The 20,357-nt window shown below is 30.5% G+C and carries 17 protein-coding genes; 2 read left to right on the top strand and 15 right to left on the bottom strand.

Going from position 1 to position 20,357, the window contains the following annotated elements; translation table 11 throughout:
- Nucleotides 1–41: 41 nt before the first annotated feature.
- A complete protein-coding gene (locus CHB63_RS00545) occupies nt 42–1,319 on the bottom strand; it encodes a tetratricopeptide repeat protein (RefSeq protein WP_089376491.1) in 1,278 nt (425 codons plus the stop codon).
- A 21-nt stretch (nt 1,320–1,340) separates the two neighbouring features.
- A complete protein-coding gene (gene gyrA / locus CHB63_RS00540; protein ID WP_089376490.1) occupies nt 1,341–3,854 on the bottom strand; it encodes a DNA gyrase subunit A in 2,514 nt (837 codons plus the stop codon).
- A 258-nt stretch (nt 3,855–4,112) separates the two neighbouring features.
- On the opposite strand from gyrA, the gene CHB63_RS00535 reads away from it, so the two are divergent.
- The gene (locus CHB63_RS00535) at nt 4,113–6,650 is read left to right on the top strand and encodes an ATP-dependent Clp protease ATP-binding subunit (protein WP_089376489.1); all 2,538 of its coding nucleotides are present in this window, start codon (nt 4,113–4,115) and stop codon (nt 6,648–6,650) included.
- Between the two features lie 122 nt (nt 6,651–6,772).
- On the top strand, nt 6,773–7,138 hold the full coding sequence (locus CHB63_RS00530) for a PLDc N-terminal domain-containing protein (RefSeq protein ID WP_089376488.1): 366 nt from the start codon (nt 6,773–6,775) through the stop codon (nt 7,136–7,138).
- Nucleotides 7,139–7,235: 97 nt separating this feature from the next.
- Here CHB63_RS00530 and CHB63_RS00525 read toward each other — a convergent pair whose 3' ends face one another.
- The 13 genes from CHB63_RS00525 to CHB63_RS00465 form a co-directional block, all read right to left on the bottom strand.
- Nucleotides 7,236–8,210 (bottom strand): glycosyltransferase, encoded by a 975-nt coding sequence (locus CHB63_RS00525; RefSeq protein WP_245856721.1) that lies wholly within the window; start codon nt 8,208–8,210, stop codon nt 7,236–7,238.
- A gap of 331 nt (nt 8,211–8,541) precedes the next feature.
- Nucleotides 8,542–10,269: an acyl-CoA dehydrogenase family protein gene (locus tag CHB63_RS00520; RefSeq protein ID WP_089376486.1), complete on the bottom strand. Its 1,728-nt coding sequence runs from the start codon at nt 10,267–10,269 to the stop codon at nt 8,542–8,544.
- Between the two features lie 54 nt (nt 10,270–10,323).
- The gene (locus tag CHB63_RS00515; protein ID WP_089377534.1) at nt 10,324–11,343 is read right to left on the bottom strand and encodes an electron transfer flavoprotein subunit alpha/FixB family protein; all 1,020 of its coding nucleotides are present in this window, start codon (nt 11,341–11,343) and stop codon (nt 10,324–10,326) included.
- Between the two features lie 24 nt (nt 11,344–11,367).
- Complete coding sequence (locus tag CHB63_RS00510; RefSeq protein ID WP_089376485.1) at nt 11,368–12,243, bottom strand: electron transfer flavoprotein subunit beta/FixA family protein; 876 nt, start codon at nt 12,241–12,243, stop codon at nt 11,368–11,370.
- 191 nt (nt 12,244–12,434) lie between these two features.
- Entirely contained in the window at nt 12,435–13,295 is an 861-nt protein-coding gene (locus tag CHB63_RS00505; RefSeq protein ID WP_089376484.1) for an enoyl-ACP reductase FabI, read from the bottom strand.
- 53 nt (nt 13,296–13,348) lie between these two features.
- Nucleotides 13,349–15,001: a DNA repair protein RecN gene (gene recN, locus CHB63_RS00500; protein ID WP_089376483.1), complete on the bottom strand. Its 1,653-nt coding sequence runs from the start codon at nt 14,999–15,001 to the stop codon at nt 13,349–13,351.
- 23 nt (nt 15,002–15,024) lie between these two features.
- Nucleotides 15,025–15,912, bottom strand: coding sequence for a type IX secretion system protein PorD (porD, locus tag CHB63_RS00495; protein WP_089376482.1), 888 nt, complete (start codon nt 15,910–15,912; stop codon nt 15,025–15,027).
- On the bottom strand, nt 15,905–17,119 hold the full coding sequence (gene coaBC, locus CHB63_RS00490; protein WP_089376481.1) for a bifunctional phosphopantothenoylcysteine decarboxylase/phosphopantothenate--cysteine ligase CoaBC: 1,215 nt from the start codon (nt 17,117–17,119) through the stop codon (nt 15,905–15,907). Before coaBC ends, porD begins: the two co-directional genes overlap by 8 nt.
- 1 nt (nt 17,120) lies before the next feature.
- Nucleotides 17,121–17,450, bottom strand: a complete 330-nt coding sequence (locus tag CHB63_RS00485) for a DNA-directed RNA polymerase subunit omega (protein ID WP_089376480.1) — start codon at nt 17,448–17,450, stop codon at nt 17,121–17,123.
- Nucleotides 17,440–18,267 (bottom strand): outer membrane protein assembly factor BamD, encoded by an 828-nt coding sequence (locus CHB63_RS00480; protein ID WP_089376479.1) that lies wholly within the window; start codon nt 18,265–18,267, stop codon nt 17,440–17,442. Before CHB63_RS00480 ends, CHB63_RS00485 begins: the two co-directional genes overlap by 11 nt.
- 120 nt (nt 18,268–18,387) lie before the next feature.
- Nucleotides 18,388–18,906, bottom strand: coding sequence for a ferritin (locus CHB63_RS00475; protein ID WP_089376478.1), 519 nt, complete (start codon nt 18,904–18,906; stop codon nt 18,388–18,390).
- A gap of 44 nt (nt 18,907–18,950) precedes the next feature.
- Nucleotides 18,951–19,826 carry a 4-hydroxy-tetrahydrodipicolinate synthase gene (gene dapA / locus CHB63_RS00470; protein WP_089376477.1) on the bottom strand — a complete coding sequence of 292 codons (876 nt, stop codon included), beginning with the start codon at nt 19,824–19,826 and terminating at the stop codon, nt 18,951–18,953.
- The gene (locus tag CHB63_RS00465) at nt 19,827–20,348 is read right to left on the bottom strand and encodes a DUF6913 domain-containing protein (RefSeq protein ID WP_089376476.1); all 522 of its coding nucleotides are present in this window, start codon (nt 20,346–20,348) and stop codon (nt 19,827–19,829) included.
- Between the last annotated feature and the right edge of the window lie 9 nt (nt 20,349–20,357).

The raw sequence follows: 20,357 nt of genomic DNA, 5'->3' as shown, positions 1-20,357 counted from the left end.
TTCAAATATTTGAAAGGTTTTTTTATATTATTTTTAAAAGATTATCCTTTTAATTCATTATAAACTACTTTAATCTCATTCAGTTTATCTGTCATTTCAAGATTTTCATATAAACCCATTAATGTTTGAATTACATTTAAACTCTTTGGATTGTATTCATAAGCTTTTTCATAAGATGGCAATGCCTCTTTATAAATTTCAAATTGTTGCGCTTGTAATTTATCATACTTTGCAAAATCTGATAAACTCTTGTTCATTTCCTCAATTATTGGTGCTGCCTTTTCTATTATTGCGGCTCCAATATTATTATAAGCATCTGAATAATCAGGCTTTAACTCAATTGCTTTTTCAAAATACTTTATAGCTTCATCAATATTTCCTTGATCCATATTCATAACACCTACATTATAATATAAAGTTGGCTCTGTTGGATTAAGACTAATTGCTTCTTCTAATTTTTCCTTAAATTTAACATTATCACCTGCTTTATAGTACATATTTGCTTCATCAATTAATAAAGAATAACTTGTTGGGAATTCTTTTCTTCCCTCTGCTATAACTTCTAAAGCTTTTTCAGGATTCTCAAGCATTGCATAATTTTGTGCTAAATTTTTAAAAATCATTTCACGTCTTGATTCTTTGGCTTCAACTCTTGGATTCTCAGAAACACCCAATTTAACATCTAAATCCATTCTTTTTTTGTCTGGATAAGTTACTTCTTCACCATTTACTTTATTTGTAGCAATATAAACAGTTGTAATTCCTGTATAATTTAGATCCAACAATTTTTCATAAATGTCTTTTGAAGTATTGTAATCTTCCCCATAAAAATAAACCAAGGCAGCATTGTCTAAAAACGTTGTATCAGCAGGGCTTAAAGCATAAACTTGTGAAAATCCTTTGGCTGCTTTTAAATAATCTTCAGGAGATTTAGATGCAACTGCAACCTCATAATCTGTACTCGCTTTACCTGCAATATTTTGAACCAATGTGTTTATTAATCCTCCTACTTCAGTAGTGTATTTAAACTTCTTTGACTCTTTTTCATAATCAAGCAATTGGTTAAATGCGGCGCCTACTTCTTCTACATTTGTATTTGCTCCATTTTGATATAAAGCCATCCCTTTTAAATAGTAAAATTTAGCCTTGGTTTTTTGATCTGCTTCACCTATTAAACCTTCAGCTTGATTTAAGGCAGAAATTGCTGTTGAAAAATCACTAGATTTAATTGCCTTTTCAGCCGTTTTTATTTCATTTTTTTGTCCGAACACTGTCATACTAATTAAAAAAGCAGACAGAATTATTAATTGTTTCTTCATTTTAATTGATTTATTCTTAATTTATTCTTGATTTGTACTCTCTTCATTGTTGTTTTCAATTTCCGTGCCATTTTCATCAACATCTATTTCTTCATCGTCTTCATGCATTACTTTTGCCACTGCTGCAATTGAATCGTTATCTTTTATATTAATTAATTTAACACCTTGTGTAGCTCTTCCCATAACACGTAAATCCGAAACAGCAAGTCTAATAGTAATACCTGATTTATTTATAATCATTAAATCATCATCATCTGTTACTTCTTTTATGGCAACTAAACCACCTGTTTTTTCAGTTACATTAATAGTTTTAACTCCTTTACCACCTCTATTTGTTATTCTATAATCTTCAAGGCTAGATCTTTTTCCATATCCATTTTCTGAAACAACAAGAATGTTGCTTTCTTGATTATTAACAGCAATCATTCCAACAACTTCATCCTTATCATTTGACAAAGTAATACCACGAACACCCGATGCATTTCTACCCATTGGACGTGTTTTCTCTTCCTCAAATCGAATTGATTTACCAGATTTTAGCGCAATCATTACTTGACTATCTCCAGTTGTTAATTTTGCTTCTAACAATTCATCATCTTCTCTAATTGTAATTGCATTAATACCATTTGTTCTTGGACGAGAATATTGTTCTAAAGAAGTCTTTTTTACTTGACCTTTTTTAGTTGCCATTATTATATAATGACTATTTACATAATCTTCATTCTTTAAATCTTCAGTAACTAAGAATGCTTTTACTTTATCGTCTTGTTCAATATTTATTAAATTTTGAAGCGCTCTACCTTTTGAGGTTTTACCTCCCTCTGGAATTTCATAAACACGCATCCAAAATACTTTACCTTTTTGAGTAAAGAACAACATATATTGATGGTTGGTACCAACAAATAAATGCTCTAAGAAATCTTCATTTCTTGTAGATACACCTTTTTGACCTCTACCACCTCTGTTCTGAACTTTATATTCTTCCAAGTTTGTTCTTTTCACATAACCTGCATGTGAAATAGTAACAATTACTTTAGAATTAGGAATCATATCTTCAATTGATAAATCACCACCTGCATATTCAATTACAGATCTTCTATCATCACCATATTTATCTCTAATTGTAGTAAGTTCTTCTTTAATTATTTCGTAACGTCTAACTTCGTTCCCTAAAATATCTTTTAAATCTGCAATTAACTTTATAATTCCATCATATTCAGCACGTAATTTATCTTGCTCTAAACCAGTTAATTGACGCAAACGCATTTCAACAATTGCCTTAGCTTGAATTTCAGATAATTCAAAACGTTCTATTAAACTTTCTCTTGCTTCATCTGCATTTGAAGAAGCTCTAATAATCTTGATTACTTCATCAATATTATCACTTGCAATAATTAATCCTTCTAAAATATGAGCTCTAGCTTCCGCTTTTTTAAGTTCAAATTCAGTTCGTCTAACAATAACTTCATGTCTATGTTCAACAAAATAATGAATTAATTGCTTTAAGTTTAATTGTTCTGGTCGTCCGTTTACTAATGCAATGTTATTAACACTAAATGAAGTTTGTAAACCTGTATATTTATATAATTTATTTAAAACAATGTTAGGAATTGCATCACGTTTTAAAATATAAACAATACGCATTCCATTTCTATCAGATTCATCTCTAATATTAGCGATTCCTTCTAATTTCTTTTCGTTAACTAAATCAGCAGTTTTTTTAATCATATCTGCTTTGTTAACCTGATATGGAATTTCAGTAACAATAATACATTCCCTACCCTGAACCTCTTCAATAGTAGCTTTTGCACGCATTACAATTCTCCCTCTACCTGTTTCAAAAGCTTCTTTAACGCCCTCGTAACCATAAATTATACCACCTGTAGGAAAATCAGGAGCTTTAATATGCTGCATTAATTCAGAGATTTCAATCTCTCTATTATCAATATATGCAAGGGTTCCATTAATAACTTCTGTTAAATTGTGCGGAGCCATATTTGTAGCCATACCCACTGCAATACCTGATGCTCCATTTACTAACAAGTTAGGAATTCTTGTAGGTAATACTGTTGGCTCATTTAAAGTATCATCAAAGTTTAGTTTATGATCAACCGTATCCTTCTCGATATCTGCAAGCATTTCTTCAGAAATTTTTTGCATGCGTACTTCAGTATAACGCATTGCCGCCGGGCTATCACCATCTACAGACCCAAAGTTACCTTGACCATCAACCATCATATAACGTACGCTCCAATTTTGAGCCATCCGTACCATAGAGTCGTATACAGATGTATCTCCATGCGGGTGATACTTCCCTAATACTTCCCCAACTATTCTTGCTGATTTTTTATAAGATCCGGTTGCTTTAATTCCTAATTCATGCATACCAAATAATACCCTTCTGTGTACAGGTTTTAAACCATCTCGCACATCTGGAAGTGCTCTTGAAACTATTACTGACATTGAATAATCAATGTAAGCAGATTTCATTTCATCTTCAATATTTATTGGTATCAGTTTTTCTCCGTCTGCCATATGTTTTTTAATTTATTTTAGTGTCATATTTTAACAAAGCAATATACAATTTTTCACTTTTTTACAACTTAAAACCCACCTTGTTTTTATAATATTTATCAACAATAAATAGTTGAAAAAATTAGTATTTAAGTACTTGATTTACAGCGTTTTTAATTCGTAAAATTACATTCAAAAAATAATTAATAAAAAAGTGGTGTTGTTTTTGTATTAAAAAAAGAAAAAAATCAGTTAATTTTACAATATAAACATAATATAATGGACGATAATTTTTCACCAAAAGTAAAAGATGTAATTGCATACAGCAAGGAAGAAGCGTTAAGATTGGGTCATGATTTTATTGGAACAGAACACCTAATGTTAGGCCTAATTAGAAAAGGGAATGGTAAAGCAATCGATATATTAAATACTCTAGATATAAATCTTGATCATTTACGTAAAAAAATTGAAAGCTTAAGCCCAATAAATCCTAGCATTGAGATATCCAATGAAAAGAAAAGTTTACGCTTAACCAAACAAGCTGAAAAAGCCTTAAAAACAACTTTTTTAGAAGCGAAATTATATCAAAGTGAATCCGTAAATACAGCGCATTTATTGTTATGTATTTTACGAAATGAGAATGATCCTACTACAAAGTTATTACATAACTTTGATGCTAGCTATGAAGATGTTAAAACCATATTTAAGCAATTGTATTTAGATGAAGAAATAGATTTACCTAAAGCTGAAAATAGCTCTAATGATGATTTTGAATCACCAAAATCAAATCCATTTGAGCAATCCAAAGGAGAACAAGCTCCTCAAAAGAAATCAAAAACTCCTGTTTTAGATAATTTTGGACGTGATTTAACTCGTTTGGCCGAAGAAGGTGGTCTAGATCCTGTTGTTGGTAGAAAAAAAGAAATAGAACGCGTTTCTCAAATTTTAAGCCGAAGAAAAAAGAACAATCCAATGTTAATTGGGGAACCAGGAGTAGGTAAATCTGCAATAGCTGAAGGTTTGGCTTTACGAATTCATCAACGAAAAGTTTCTCGAATTTTATTTAATAAACGTATTGTTTCCTTAGATTTAGCAAGTTTAGTTGCCGGAACAAAATATAGAGGTCAGTTTGAAGAGCGAATGAAAGCTTTAATGAATGAACTTGAGAAAAATGATGATATAATTTTATTTATTGACGAAATTCATACCATTGTAGGCGCAGGTGGTGCAACTGGTTCTTTAGATGCTTCAAATATGTTAAAACCTGCTTTAGCAAGAGGTGAAATTCAATGTATTGGAGCCACAACGTTAGATGAATTTAGAACCAATATTGAAAAAGACGGTGCTTTAGAAAGAAGATTTCAAAAAGTAATAGTAGAACCAACCTCGGTTGAAGAAACAATTCAAATATTAGAAAATATTAAAGATAAATATGAAGATCATCATTTGGTAACTTATACAAACGATGCCATTAAAGCTTGTGTAAATTTAACCAATAGATATATGACGGATCGGTTTCTTCCTGACAAAGCTATTGACGCAATGGATGAGGCAGGTTCTCGTATTCACATTACAAATATTGTTGTTCCAAAAGAAGTACTTCAACTGGAGAAACAATTAGAAAAAATTAAAACAGATAAAACTGCTGCTGTTAATGGTCAAAAATATGAAGAAGCAGCTAGACTTCGTGATGATGAAAAGAGAATTGAGAGTTCTTTAAAAATTGAACAACAAAAATGGGAAGAAGCCTCTAAATTAAATCGTGAAATTGTAACTGAAGATAATGTTGCCGAAGTAGTTTCTATGATGACTGGAATTCCAGTTAACAGAGTTGCAGAAGCTGAAAGTCACAGATTGCATGATTTACCAAATCTTATAAAAGGGAAAGTTATTGGTCAAGACGAAGCGGTTGCCAAAGTAGTTAAGGCTATTCAGAGAAACCGTGTTGGATTAAAAGATCCAAATAAGCCAATTGGTTCATTTATATTTTTAGGTCAAACTGGGGTTGGTAAAACACAGCTTGCGAAAGTTTTAGCAACGGAATTATTTGATAATGAAGATGCTTTGGTTAGAATTGATATGAGTGAGTATATGGAGAAATTCGCTATTTCTCGTTTAATTGGTGCTCCTCCAGGTTATGTTGGTTATGAAGAAGGCGGGCAATTAACCGAGAAAATTAGACGTAAACCATATGCTGTTGTATTGTTAGATGAAATTGAAAAAGCACATCCTGATGTATTTAATATGCTTTTACAAATTTTAGATGACGGACATATAACCGACAGTCTTGGTAGAAAAATTGACTTTAGAAATACCATAATTATTATGACTTCTAACATTGGTTCACGTCAATTAAAAGACTTTGGAACAGGAGTTGGCTTTGGAACTTCATCTAAAAAAGAACAAGAAGATGCAAATGCTAAAAAAGTGATTGAAAATGCACTTAAAAAATCTTTTGCTCCTGAATTTTTAAATAGAATTGATGATGTAATTGTTTTCAACGCATTAGAACGTGAAGATATTCATTCAATTATTGACATTGAATTAAGTAAATTAGTAAAACGAATTGAAGGTTTAGGTTACAACCTTAAACTTACTGATGAAGCAAAAGATTATATTGCAGATAAAGGTTTTGATAAGCAATATGGAGCACGTCCTTTAAAACGTGCTATTCAAAAATATATTGAAGATGCTTTAGCAGAAGAAATTGTAAATTCTAAACTTACTGAAGGAGACTCTATTTTTATGGATTTAGATAAAAAAACAAAAGAGTTAACAATAAAAATTACTAAAGGAAAAAAGAAGATTGAGGAATAACGGCAATCTTTTTTAGGAAATAATTTATCCAGATATTTTAAAAAAAATATCTGGATTTTTTTTGCCATAATTTATAAGTAATTATTTAGTAAATTTATTGAAGTAATTTTAATTATATAATTATGAAATCTTCTACAAAGTTTTGGTTATCAATTTTTACTTTTTTACCACTAGTTCTACTTGCCTTATTTTTAATGTTCTTTTTTACTGTTTTCTTTGAGAATATTATAGAATTAGAACACAGTCAAGGTGAATTTCCTTTAGAATTTATGCAATCATTATTGTGGTTTATTCTGTTAGCAATTTTAATGGCAATTGTAGGCTTAGGAATAAAAATATATTACATAGTGCACACAAATAATAATCCTGAAAATGATACCAACAAAAAAGTAATGTGGACCTTAATACTCATATTTACTGGAATAGTTGGAACAATTATTTATTATTTTATTGAAATTATTCCTTTAAAAACCTTGAATAAAGAATAAAATTCAAAAGTTTTTCTTTCATGCGTTTGTTCAGAAGCATTTTGTTCAATATTACGAATAAAGAAATAAAAGCCATTTATTGTTTAAACGAAGTATTTTACTCTGTCAGTAATCCTTTTATAAATCCTAAACCGTAGCCAAAAAACTGAATTAAAGTTGTAATTATACTGTAGAAAGCAACGGATAAATTTTTGTTTTTAATTAGTGAATCTAAAAATATCACTATAAAATAAATCGCAAAAAAACCTAAAAATAACTTTATTCCTAACATATAAAACAAGATTGCACTAAATAAAGAAGTAATAAACAAAGAAGGAAACCAATAAGTGATTTTAGCTGTATTTGGATATTTTTTATTTAAAAATGGACGCCCATTTCCAAATGCAAAAGTCTGTTTAAAAAATTGTTGAAACGTAGATCTTCTTTTATGATATACAAAGGCATTCTCAATAAACTGTGTTTCAAAATTATGTTCCCACAATCTAAAAGTTAGGTCAATATCTTCCCCTATTTTCATTTTACTAAAACCTTTGGTTGCTTCAAAAGCTTTTTTAGAAATTCCCAAATTAAAACTTCTTGGTTGAAATTTATCAACTGCTTTTTTACTTCCACGAATTCCGCCAGTAGTAAAAAAGGAAGTCATACTATAATTTATAGCTTTTTGAACTGTGGTAAAAGATTCGTGTGCAGCATCGGCTCCACCAAAAGCATCGGTATAATTTGTAGTTAATGCTTTTTCAACTTCCACTAAATAATTTTCAGGGATTAAACAATCCGAATCAAAAATTATAAAGTAATTACCCGTTGCATGTTGCATTCCAAAATTTCTGCTTGCTCCTGCTCCTGTGTTTTCTTTTAAGAAATATTTAATGCTCAGCTCTTTCGAATAACTATCAACAATTTCCTTTGAAATATTTTCCGAGCCATCTTCAACAATAACAATCTCAAAATTCTTTTGATACGTTTGCTTGGTTAAACTCGCCAACAACTCTTCAATTTCTTGAGGTCGATTATAAACAGGAACGATAATTGAAAATTGTAACTCCACTAATAATTTCTTTAAGAAATCCAAAATTACAGTTTTTATAAGAACTATATAGAAAAAACCTACTTTGAATTTATACAAAGTAGGTTTTTATGATGTTAATTTCTAAAAATTATGAGATGCTGAATCAAGTTCAGCATGACGTATAAACTGTTATTCAAAATAGGTTTTTATACCAAAATAACATCAAAATGCCGCATATAATTATGTTTCTTTTTCATCCATATTTCAATATAAAATAGAACCGTAACGAATGCTATGCTTATATTTTCTATCTTATCTGAATACAAAACAATTCAAATTATTTATACAACATTTTAAAATTACTTTGGTATTATTTAATTTTTAAAATTTATGATTATTGCTGTAAAGCTTCTAAATCTACATTTTTGTACATTTCTAAATTCTCAACGCTAAATCCAGTCATATAATCAAATCTTTCCTTGTTTTCAGATCTCACTAAATTCACATATAACCTTGCGGTTTTTATAAATTTATCATCTTTTTGGCTATTTAATACCAACAAGTAACCCATAATTATATTCCCTGCCATTTCTACAAGTCTTGTTGAATGGAAATCAATCAACTCATTATTTTTTAGTTCTATAACGCTTTGAGATATGGATTGATATTCTTCTGTCATTTTGTGAAGCTTAGTTCTAATTTCACAATTTTTATCTGAAACTTCAGCATCATAGGCTTTAATTTGCTCAAAGTAAACTCCAGTTGTAACGCCTTTTATAGCTGCAACAGCCTGCAACTGAGATGTGCCTTCATAAATTGAAGTAATACGTGCATCTCTATAAATCCGTTCTATTGGAAAATCTTTCATAAACCCAGTACCACCATGAATTTGTAAAGAATCGTACGCTATTTTATTACATGCTTCACTTGCAGTTAATTTAATTAGCGGTGTAAAAACATTAGAAAGTTTCCCGTAATGTTTCATTTCCATACGTTCTTCCTTTTCTAACTTTCTATCTTTCATTACTTCTTCATAAGCTTTGAAAATATCCACAAAACGAGTAGTTTCATATAATAATGAACGAAGTGCATCTATGCGAAGTTTCATATTCGTTAACATTTCATAAACGGCCGGGAAATTCACAATTACTTTTCCAAATTGTGCTCTTTCCTCAGCATATTTCAACGCCTCTCTATACGCAGCATCCGCAATACCAACCGACTGAGCACCAACACCTAACCGTGCAGAATTCATTAAAGACATAACATACTTAATCAACCCAAAGCGCTCTTTCCCTACCAATTCAGCAGGAGCATCTTTAAATACTAATTCACAGGTTGGTGATCCTTTAATTCCTAATTTTTTTTCTAAATGACGCACTTCAACAGCATGGTCGTTTCTATCGTAAATAAACATGGATAAACCACGAGCATCACTTGTTCCATCTTCTGAACGAGCCAATACCAATGAAATATCAGCATCACCATTGGTAATAAAACGTTTTACACCGTTTAAAATCCAAGTATTTTTTTCTTCATTAAAGACAGCTTTTAATTTTACAGCTTGTAAATCTGAACCTGCATCTGGCTCTGTTAAAACCATTGCAGCAGTAGCTCCATCTCGGTTAAAGCGTGGTAAAAACTTATCTTTTTGTTCCTCTGACCCAAATTCATAAATAGTTTCGGCACAATCTTGTAGTCCCCAAATATTTGCAAAACCTGCATCTGCCCGAGCTACCATTTCCGCAGCCATAACATAAGGCAATAAAGGGAAATTTAAACCTCCATATCTTCTAGGTAAAGACATTCCAATTAAACCAGCTTCATACAAAGCTTTATAATCTTCTGTTGTACCCTTTGCATAAATTACTTCATTATTCTCAATATGCGGTCCTTCTAAATCAACACCTTCTGCATTTGGCGAAATTGTATTGGCACAAATATCACCTACTATTTCAAGAATTTTTTCATATGAATCAATTGCATCTTCATGATTCAATGGCGCATAATCAAACTTTTCAGATTGTTCAAAATTATCTTCTTTTAACTTTACAACTTTTTTTAATATTGGATCTTTTAAATGAAATTTAAAATCCGGAGTATCTTTGAAAAAATTATCCATTTTTTTCTATTTTATTAATAGAGTTTTCTAATAAACTCTTAATTTTATTTTAATCTATTTAGCGTTCTCCTTGTAAAATTTAATCATTTTTGGAAGAACAACTCCTAAATCTCCTGTAATTACATAATCTGCAATTGCATTAATTGGCGCGTCCGGATCATTATTTATAGAGATAATCATAGAAGCATCTTGCATACCTGCAGTATGTTGAATGGCCCCTGAAATACCTGCTGCTATATATAATTTTGGTCTTACCGTAGTTCCGGTTTGTCCAATTTGTCTATTGTGATCAATAAATCCGGCATCTACAGCAGCTCTTGAACCTCCAACTTCACCTCCCAAAATATTTGCTAAATTTCTAAGCAAGTCGAAATTTTCTTTTGACCCTACTCCATATCCACCAGCAACAATAATAGGTGCATCTTTTAAATTTACACTTGACTCTTCAATATGACGTTCAATAACTTCAACAACAAAATCTTCATCATTTAAAACTTCAGTTGCATTTAACTTAATTATTTCTGACTTATAATTTGCATCGAAAATTTCTTTTTTCATTACACCTTCCCTAACAGTCGCCATCTGAGGGTGCATATCCCAGTTTATAATGTTCGCCATAATACTTCCTCCAAATGCTGGACGAATTGCATACAACAAATCGGTATATTCTTTCTTTTCTTTTTTTACAAAATGATCGCCAATATCTAATATGGTAGTATCGGCTGTTAATCCACAGTTTAATTTTGAAGCCAAACGTGGTGCTAAATCTCTACCAACAGAAGTTGCTCCAAACAATACAATTTGAGGATCTTGTTCTTTTAATACTTTATGAGCTAAAGCTGCATGAGGCAAAGTTCTGTAAGGTTCAAGTCTTGAATCGTCAGAAATAAATAATTTATCAACTCCATAAGGTGAAATTTGATTTTCAATTCCGTCTAAGTCTTTTCCAAAAAGCATTGCGTCTAGCTGACATCCCAACTTTTGAGCTAATCTTTTTCCTGCTGATAATAACTCCTGACTTATTTCTGCTACTTCTTTATTTTCTACTTCGCAATAAACAAATACACTTTTCATTTTATTCATTTTAAGTTATATCAACTACCCAATGGTGTGATGTTTAATTAATTCTTTAATCATTCCTTCTATATCACTATCTGAATCAGTTAATACTTTAGATTCATTTGCAGTTAATACAATGCTGGAAACACTTTTAACTTTAGTTGGTGAACCTGCTAATCCAATTTTTGCTTCATCTGCAACAATATCTTCAACACTCCATTCTGGAATCACCAAATAAGGTCTTTTTTTATGCAATTCCTCTAGAATAGGATCTCCTTTTCTCATCTCTGTTTTTGTTCTTGCATATTTGTATTTCATAACATTTTTGGCATGTCTTGATCTACACTCTGGAGAAGAACCATGAACGGTCATTAAGCAAGGATATGGGGAAGAAACTACCTCAACACCATTTTCTAACCTTCTTCTTGCAATTATTTTGTCTTCTTCAATAGTTAAAACTTCTTCAACATAAGTTATTTGAGGGATGTTTAATTTATCAGCACATTGTGGGCCAACTTGCGCTGTATCCCCATCAATGGCTTGTCTTCCTCCAACTATTAAGTCATAATCGGCTATTTTTTTTATTGCTTGAACAATAGTATAACTAGTTGCCAACGTATCTGCCCCTCCAAAACGTCTATCAGAAATCATAATTCCATCATCTACACCACGATAATACCCTTCGCGGATAATATCAGCTGCTTTTTGTGGCCCCATTGTTAATATAGTAACGTGAGTTCCCGGGATACGATCTTTTATATTTAATGCTAGTTCCAGAGCGTGTAAATCATCTGGATTAAATACTGTTGCAAGTTTACCTCTATTTACGGTGCCATCTGGTTTCATGGCATCTGGACCCACATGACGTGTGTCCGGCACTTGCTTTGCAAGTACTACAATTTTAAGTGGTCTCATAGAATAATATTACTGGTATATATTTGATACTATCAAAATTAAAGCAATTATTTGGCTAAAAACGTGACAATACTCATACTTCTAAAATTTAGATTTAATCCAGATAATTATTCATAAATCATTTTAATTTTAAGCAAAAAAAAAAAGCGATAATTATAAAATTATCGCTTTCTATATAAATGGAATAAATCCTATTTTTTTTCTTTCTTTTTTGGTTCTTCTACTACTTCATCAGATTTAAAATCTTCCATGAAGTTTTCCATAATAGCTGTACTTACACCCATATTTGAAAACCCACCATCATGAAATAAATTTTGAAGTGTTACTTTTCTTGTTAAATCTGAAAATAGTGTAATGGTATAATCTGCACACTCTAAAGCTGTAGCATTACCAAGTGGAGACATTTTTTCAGCATAAGCAATAAAACCATCAAAACCTTTTACACCACTACCTGCCGTAGTTGGGGTTGGAGATTGAGAAATTGTATTTACTCTTACTTTTTTATCACGCCCAAAGAAATATCCAAAACTACGAGCAACAGATTCTAAATATGCTTTATTATCTGCCATATCATTATAATCCGGGAAAACACGTTGCGCTGCCATATAAGATAAGGCAACAACGCTTCCCCATTCATTCATAGCGTCTTTTTTATACAACATACTCATAACTCTATGAAAAGACAAAGCTGAAACATCAAAACCAGTTTTTGTAAAATTATAATCTTGGTTTGTATAATGATTCCCTCTACGCACATTAACAGACATTCCTATTGAATGTAATACAAAATCAATTTTACCACCTAAAATTTCCACAGATTTATCAATTAAATTTTCTAAATCCATCATAGATGTGGCATCTGCTGGTATAACTGTAGATCCCGTTTTTTCAGCTAATTCTGAAATCGTTCCAAGACGCAATGCTACCGGTGCATTTGTTAAAACAAATGTTGCTCCTTCTTCATGCGCTCTTTCAGCTACTTTCCAAGCAATTGACTTTGAATCTAATGCTCCAAAAATAATTCCTTTTTTACCTTTTAATAAGTTATACATAATTGTATTTTGTTTTTGATTTTATTTTAATTGGCTGCAAATATAGTAATTTCTTAATTTAAGAGCTCTTTTGCATGCTCTATAGCTGTACTAGAAATGTTTTTACCACTTAACATTTCAGCAATTTCATTAATACGTTCATTTTTACTCAATTTTTTTAGCTGAGTAACAATGTTGTTATTTAAATCTTGCTTATAAACCTTATAATGTTGTTGTCCTTTTGCTGCAATTTGAGGTAAATGCGTAATTGTAATAACTTGCATATTAGCACTCATTTTTTGCATAATATCTGCCATTCTTTGAGAAACATCACCGGATACACCAGTATCAATTTCATCAAAAATAATAGTTGGCAATTTTGAATATTCCGATAAAATAGACTTTACCGATAACATAATTCGTGAAAGTTCACCACCCGATGCTACCTTTTTTAATTCCCCAAAATTAGCGCCTTTGTTTGCCGAAATTAATAATTGTAATTCATCTTTACCGTTTGAAAAATACTGATTTGTATGTTCTAAATTAAATTGAAATCTGGTGTTTTCCATTCCCAAAATTGAAAGAATGCTTTCTAATTTTTTTATTAAAACTGGAATCGCTTTTTTTCTTGCAGTATAAATTGATTTTGCAAGTTCATCAATTTTTTGAGCAACTTCCTTTACTTCATTCTCCTTTGCTTTAATTTGTGCTGATGAATTTTCAACCGCATCCACTTTAACAGAAAGTTCTTCCTTTATAACTAGTAATTCTGCAATTGAACTCACACTATGCTTTTTTTGCAAATTGTAAATCAATTGCAATCTATCATTTAAATTTTCTAATTCTGAAGGATTAAATTCTACATTCTCATTCAAATTTTCTATCTCATTTGCAATGTCATCTAACTCGATTTTTAAACTTGATGCTCTTTCAAACAAATCATTATACTCTTTAGAATATGACTTGATTTTATTTAAATTCAATGAAAATTTTGCTAATAAGGCTTGTAATCCAACTTCTTCATCAAATACTGAAGCTTGTGCCTCAGTAAGATTTAATTTTATTTCTTCAACATTATTAACTTTATCTAATTCTTGCTCTAAAACTTGTTGCTCATCACTTTTTAAGTTAGCCTTTTCTAATTCCTCAAATAAATGCAAATTATACGCGTATTGATCCTGAGCAACTTCTTGATTTTTTTTAAGTTTTTCTAAATCACTATTAAGTTGATTGTATAAACTTAATCCTCTTTTATATGATGCTATTTTTGCCGAATTATTTGCGAGTGCATCAATTATTTCAAACTGAAATTTAGTATCGGATAATTGCAATGTTTGATGCTGAGAATGCACATCAATTAACTTTAGACTTAATAATTGTAAAACTTGGTTTGTTGTTGGTGTATCATTAATAAAAGCTCTTGATTTTCCACTTGGCAAAATCTCTCTTCTAATAATTGTGTCAGCTTCAAAATCTAAATCATTTTCTTCAAAAAATTCATGCAACTTATAATTTCCAATTGAAAACTTAGCTTCAATAACACATTTAATTTTGGTATTTTTTAATGTAGTAGAATCAGCACGCTTACCAAGAACTAATCCAAGTGCTCCAAGTAAAATTGATTTACCCGCACCAGTTTCTCCAGTAATAATAGATAAGTTATCTTTAAAACTAACAGATAATTCTTCTATTAGGGCATAATTTTTTATGGAAAGGTTTGTAAGCATTCTTGAGTTTTTTTGTTAAGAATTTACTCTATTTCATTCCACTTTGCAGCATTTATAGGGGAAATTCTCAATAAATCGTCTTTTAATTTACTAGTATCAAATCTTGGACCATCTGAAAATACATCAACAATTTCATCTGCTTTGGAATCCATAAAAACACGCAATAAAAAGGCGTTTGGTCGTGCATCGTAAACTGACTTTAAGGTTGTAACAGCTTCAAAAATTGATTTTTTCGCCATTTTTTTATCCTTGTTCATCATATCCAGCCCCTTTAAATGATACTCAAACATTGCTTTTCTGTACATACCATAAGTAGGCGACAAAAGATTGTCAATCAATGTAAATCTAGTTTTTGAACCGTCATTTTGATTCCAACCTATATAACCACTTTGTTGTGCTTGAACAACAATATCTTGAGCTTTTGTATAAAAAGGAGTTCCACCATTTAATGAAAAAGTATCGGCATCCATTCCTAAAATTGTATAAACATAAAAGGTAACTACCGAAACTAAATTGGACTCAAATGAGTTTTCATTAAATTGTAATGGTTCAAACTCTGTATATTGAAACGAAAAATTATCGTCCTTAAAATTGAAAACTGGAGTTAAATAAGTCGAGTTATAAACAGGACGCGAAGATTGAATTTGAATATGCCCTCTAAAATCATTTCCTGTTTGGTCTAAAACAGTAATTGTTAAATTACAATTAATTAATTCCTGTGGTTTATAATTAAAATTTGTCCAACGTTTTTGATTAACAAATTCATTTAACGCACTTTCTAATGTTGAAAATATCTGTTTGTTTGAACCTGGTATTTTATCAGCATTAACAGTAATAGTACAATTTAATTCTTGCGCATTTAACTGAACAACAGCAAAAAAAGTTAATAATATATATATAATCTTACGCATAAATAGTTCTCAATATTTCATTAAATATATCTTGTGCTACATGAGCTTTAGATTTTAGATTAAATTCCAAAATATTTTCAGATTTATCTATAATTGTAACTTTATTTGTTGGTGTTTTAAACCCTGCTCCTGCATCTTGCAGTGAATTTAAAACTATTAAATCTAAATTCTTACTATTTAGTTTCTTTTTTGCATTTTCCAGCTCATTATTTGTTTCTAATGCAAAGCCAACTAAAAATTGAGTTGTTTTTTCTTTACCTAATGAAGCTAAAATATCTTGTGTTTTTATCAGCTCAATCGATAAGGAATCTGTAGATTTCTTAATTTTTTTATCCGCAATATTTTTTGGTTTATAATCTGCTACTGCAGCAGAAAGTATTGCAATATCAATAGATTTATAATACTTATGAACTTCATTGTACATCTCATCTGCACTCACAACATCAATTCTTTGAATCAATGAATTTGAAATTTGCTCATTTGAAGGTCCAGTAATTAAAAAAACATGTCCTCCTAAATTGGCTGCAGCTTTTGCCAATTCAAATCCCATTTTACCTGAAGAATGATTTCCAATAAAACGAACCGGATCAATAGCTTCATAAGTTGGACCAGCAGTAATTAATACTTTTTTATTGTATAATGGCAATCCGTTAATGACATCTTTTTCAATAAAAGAAACAATATTTTCTGGCTCTTCCATTCTGCCTTCTCCCTCTAAACCACTCGCTAAAAAACCAGTTGATGGGGGTATAAAAACATTTCCAAAATTTTGTAATTTTTCAATACTCTCAGTTGTGGTTGGATGCTTATACATATCCAAGTCCATCGCAGGAGCAAAAAACACCTTACATTTAGCCGATAAATAAGTCGCCATTAATAAATTATCACAAATGCCATTTGCCATTTTAGACAATGTATTTGCTGTAGCTGGTGCAACAACCATGTAATCGGCCCATAGGCCTAATTCAACGTGGCTATTCCACTCCTCATTTTCTTCATTTCCTTTATCAAAAAAGGTTGAGTAAACTGGATTTTGTGAAAGTGTAGAAAGTGTTAGTGGTGTAACAAAATCTTTAGAAGCAGGTGTCATGACTACTTTAACCTGTGCACCTGCTTTTATAAAAAGTCGCACTAAATGTGCCGTTTTATAAGCAGCAATACCGGCAGTTACACCTAAAAGTATATTTTTACCGCTTAAAATAGACATTTTATTGTTTGGTATCTACTTCTGGATTTCTATGATAAATTTTCCCTTCTAACCATTCTTCAACAGCAAGTGCAGTTGGTTTTGGTAATTTTTCATAAAACTTAGAAACTTCAATTTGTTCTTTGTTTTCAAAAACTTCATCTAAACTATCAGTATAAGTTGCAAACTCTTCTAATTTCTCAATAAGTTCACTTTTTAAATCACCGCTAATTTGTTCAGCTCTTTTAGCTATAATTGTAATAGCTTCATAAATATTTTCTGTAGGAGCTTCAATTTTATTCTTATCGTAAGTTACTGTTGTTGCAGCTGCCTTGGTGTTTTTATAATCCATTTTTTTCTGTTTTTAATGCAATTAAAGAATTCAACTCTTTATCTAAGTTTAATACTAACTTTTCAGTTTCTTCTAAATATTCTGATTTTGGGTAACTTCGTTTAAATCTTTCATGTGCTTTTTTAGCATCAACAAGTCTGGTTTCCTTTTTTATGAAATAACTATTAATACCTAATTCATAAGCAGATTTAAATTTAATGTACATGGCTTCTTCTTTATACGAAGTACCTAAAAATTCACCTAATAAATTATCAAAAGCAACAATTGCCGCTATATAATCTTCAGTTTGATAATATTGTTTCGCTATTTCAAATGATTTTTTTTCTAATTTATTGGTAAGTATTTTAATGTTGTCATTTGCCTCAGCTACCTTGTCTGAGTTTGGATACATATATAAAAAATTTTGCAAAGCAGTAATAGCCTCTTTTGTATCTTTTTGATCTAAACTATATACTGGCGATGCTAAAAAATGACTGTGAGCAGAAAGGTAGGCTGATTCTTCTAACTTAGAACTCTTTGGGTAATTTTTTACAAATTTATCAAAATAATATGCTGCAAGGGTATAAAGTTTGGTGTTATAATGCGATTGTGCAATCATAAACTGAATACGTTCCATTTGAGGTTTCCCTCTATATGATGGAGTTATTTTTTCAAATAACTGAATGGCTTTATTATACTTTTGATCTTCGTATAATTTAGTAGCTGTTGTATATTGTTCCTCAACAGAACCTTTATTCAATACTTTTTGGTACTCACTACATGATGAAACACCAACAGCAACTAATAAAATGAGTATATAAATTTTATTTTTAAGCATTTGGCAAAAATAGTTAAATATTATGGATTATTAAAATGATTTTTTATTCATTAGTAAACCACAAAAATAACTTGCTTTTGCAATATATATTGCCTAATAATCCTAATTCTTTGTTAATTGTTACGCGGTTGTTGGCCCAACTGAACTTACAACGTTTAATTGTTTAATGTCATTGTCAAACAAGTATAAACCTCCTTTATCGTCCCCAATTAAATTAATTTTATCTAAAATAGTTCTGGCCTGGGCCTCTTCCTCTATTTGTTCAGCAACATACCATTGTAAAAAGTTATGAGTTGCGTAATCCTTTTCTTCTAATGAAATATGAACCAAATCATTAATGCTTTGAGAAACAAAAACTTCATGTTTAAATAATGTTTCAAACATTTCTTTAATTGAACCAAACTCTAAAGCTGGCTGACTTAATTCAGAAACTTTTGCAAATCCTCCACGCTCATTAATATATTTAAACATTTTTAACATATGTTGACGTTCTTCATCTGAAGCATCGTACATAAATTGAGAAGCTCCTTCAAGCCCCTTACCTTCGGCATATGATGCCATTGCTAAATATATTTGTGAAGATTCAGCTTCAATTCTAATTTGCTTATTTAAAGCTGCCTGCATATTTTCTGATAACATAATGTTCGAATTTTTAATAATGATAAATTACAACTGTAAAATTACTAATAATTATCAATAAAATTATTTATTTTTCCTTTTAATATTTCTGATGCTTTTACCAATGGCAAACGCACTTCTGAGCTGCAAATACCAACTTTGGCTAACAATACTTTTATTCCAGACGGGTTACATTCTTCAAAAATATAATCGATACTATCCATAATTTTATAATGTAAAAAATTTGCATTTTTAACATCTCCTTTTAATCCATGTTGTATCATTCTCGAAAAATCCTTTGGTAAGCCCTGTCCAATTACAGAAATTACACCCGATCCACCTGCTAAAACCATTGGCAGTGCAATCATATCATCACCAGAAATAACCATAAAATTAGAAGGTTTACCTTCAATTAAACGCATTGCCTGAACTAAATCTCCTGCTGCTTCTTTTACAGCTACAATATTTTTAAATTCATTGGCCAATCGTAAAACAGTGTTTGGCTCAATATTCTTACCTGTTCTTCCCGGAACATTGTATAATATAATTGGTTTTGGACTTACCCCTGCAATTGCTTTGAAATGCTGATAAATACCCTCTTGAGTTGGTTTATTATAATATGGAGAAACCGATAAAATTGCAGCAAATGCGCTTAAATCAGAGTTTTTAATTTCGTCAATTACAGCCATTGTATTATTACCTCCAATACCAATAACTAAAGGAAGCCTCCCATTATTAACTCTAATAATTGTTGCCTTAACTTGATCCTTTTCAGCTGCCGTTAATGTTGCAGGTTCTCCAGTTGTACCTAAAACAACCAAATAGTTAACACCATTTTCAATTTGAAAGTTAACCAAACGTTCTAACCCAACGAAATCTACCGATTTATCTTCATTAAAAGGCGTTACTAACGCTACTCCAGTCCCTAACAATTCCTTCATTTATATTTTATTTAAAATCTCTAAATATTTTTTTAACTCCTTATTAAACAAACTAATTTCAGTTGGTTTACAATCTATCAGCAAATCGTATAAACGATTGTCTAAACTCGCAAATCCCACCTTAAATCCAGCTTCACATTGCAATATTAATAGGTTGTTATATAAATTATCAACTTTGCTATAGTTTATTAACAAATCATATTTTTTTGTTAAAATATTTTTCAACGCTGCTGAATTTACTTTCCCATACCATCCAAAATCTTTGAAAGAATAAACATAACTCAATTCGTTTTCTTTCGGAATTTTTTGTTGAAAAATTACAAATTCAATATTACTTTCCGAAATTTTTAAAACATCAATCAAGTTAGCTAATATACCATCTTTTACAGAAATATCATCTGCTATAACCAGTATATTAGTTAAATTTTTTGAAGAAACTTCATTAATATTATTAAGTAATTCCGGTAATCTTTTGTTAAAAAATATTTGATTGCTTTTTCGTTTTATTCCTGTAAAAATCATCTATATTTA

Source organism: Lutibacter flavus (genome assembly GCF_900188355.1).
Classification (GTDB): Bacteria; Bacteroidota; Bacteroidia; order Flavobacteriales; family Flavobacteriaceae; genus Lutibacter; species Lutibacter flavus.
Note: the sequence above shows the minus strand (reverse complement) of the source record. Positions and strands in the feature narration are given on the sequence as shown.

What these genes read in the sequence shown, in the direction of transcription:
- CHB63_RS00545 (WP_089376491.1), bottom strand. Translation starts at nt 1,319, where the DNA reads ATGAAGAAACAATTAATAATTCTGTCTGCTTTTTTAATTAGTATGACA.
- gyrA (WP_089376490.1), bottom strand. Translation starts at nt 3,854, where the DNA reads ATGGCAGACGGAGAAAAACTGATACCAATAAATATTGAAGATGAAATG.
- CHB63_RS00535 (WP_089376489.1), top strand. Translation starts at nt 4,113, where the DNA reads ATGGACGATAATTTTTCACCAAAAGTAAAAGATGTAATTGCATACAGC.
- CHB63_RS00530 (WP_089376488.1), top strand. Translation starts at nt 6,773, where the DNA reads ATGAAATCTTCTACAAAGTTTTGGTTATCAATTTTTACTTTTTTACCA.
- CHB63_RS00520 (WP_089376486.1), bottom strand. Translation starts at nt 10,269, where the DNA reads ATGGATAATTTTTTCAAAGATACTCCGGATTTTAAATTTCATTTAAAA.
- CHB63_RS00515 (WP_089377534.1), bottom strand. Translation starts at nt 11,343, where the DNA reads ATGAAAAGTGTATTTGTTTATTGCGAAGTAGAAAATAAAGAAGTAGCA.
- CHB63_RS00510 (WP_089376485.1), bottom strand. Translation starts at nt 12,243, where the DNA reads ATGAGACCACTTAAAATTGTAGTACTTGCAAAGCAAGTGCCGGACACA.
- CHB63_RS00505 (WP_089376484.1), bottom strand. Translation starts at nt 13,295, where the DNA reads ATGTATAACTTATTAAAAGGTAAAAAAGGAATTATTTTTGGAGCATTA.
- recN (WP_089376483.1), bottom strand. Translation starts at nt 15,001, where the DNA reads ATGCTTACAAACCTTTCCATAAAAAATTATGCCCTAATAGAAGAATTA.
- porD (WP_089376482.1), bottom strand. Translation starts at nt 15,912, where the DNA reads ATGCGTAAGATTATATATATATTATTAACTTTTTTTGCTGTTGTTCAG.
- coaBC (WP_089376481.1), bottom strand. Translation starts at nt 17,119, where the DNA reads ATGTCTATTTTAAGCGGTAAAAATATACTTTTAGGTGTAACTGCCGGT.
- CHB63_RS00485 (WP_089376480.1), bottom strand. Translation starts at nt 17,450, where the DNA reads ATGGATTATAAAAACACCAAGGCAGCTGCAACAACAGTAACTTACGAT.
- CHB63_RS00480 (WP_089376479.1), bottom strand. Translation starts at nt 18,267, where the DNA reads ATGCTTAAAAATAAAATTTATATACTCATTTTATTAGTTGCTGTTGGT.
- CHB63_RS00475 (WP_089376478.1), bottom strand. Translation starts at nt 18,906, where the DNA reads ATGTTATCAGAAAATATGCAGGCAGCTTTAAATAAGCAAATTAGAATT.
- dapA (WP_089376477.1), bottom strand. Translation starts at nt 19,826, where the DNA reads ATGAAGGAATTGTTAGGGACTGGAGTAGCGTTAGTAACGCCTTTTAAT.
- CHB63_RS00465 (WP_089376476.1), bottom strand. Translation starts at nt 20,348, where the DNA reads ATGATTTTTACAGGAATAAAACGAAAAAGCAATCAAATATTTTTTAAC.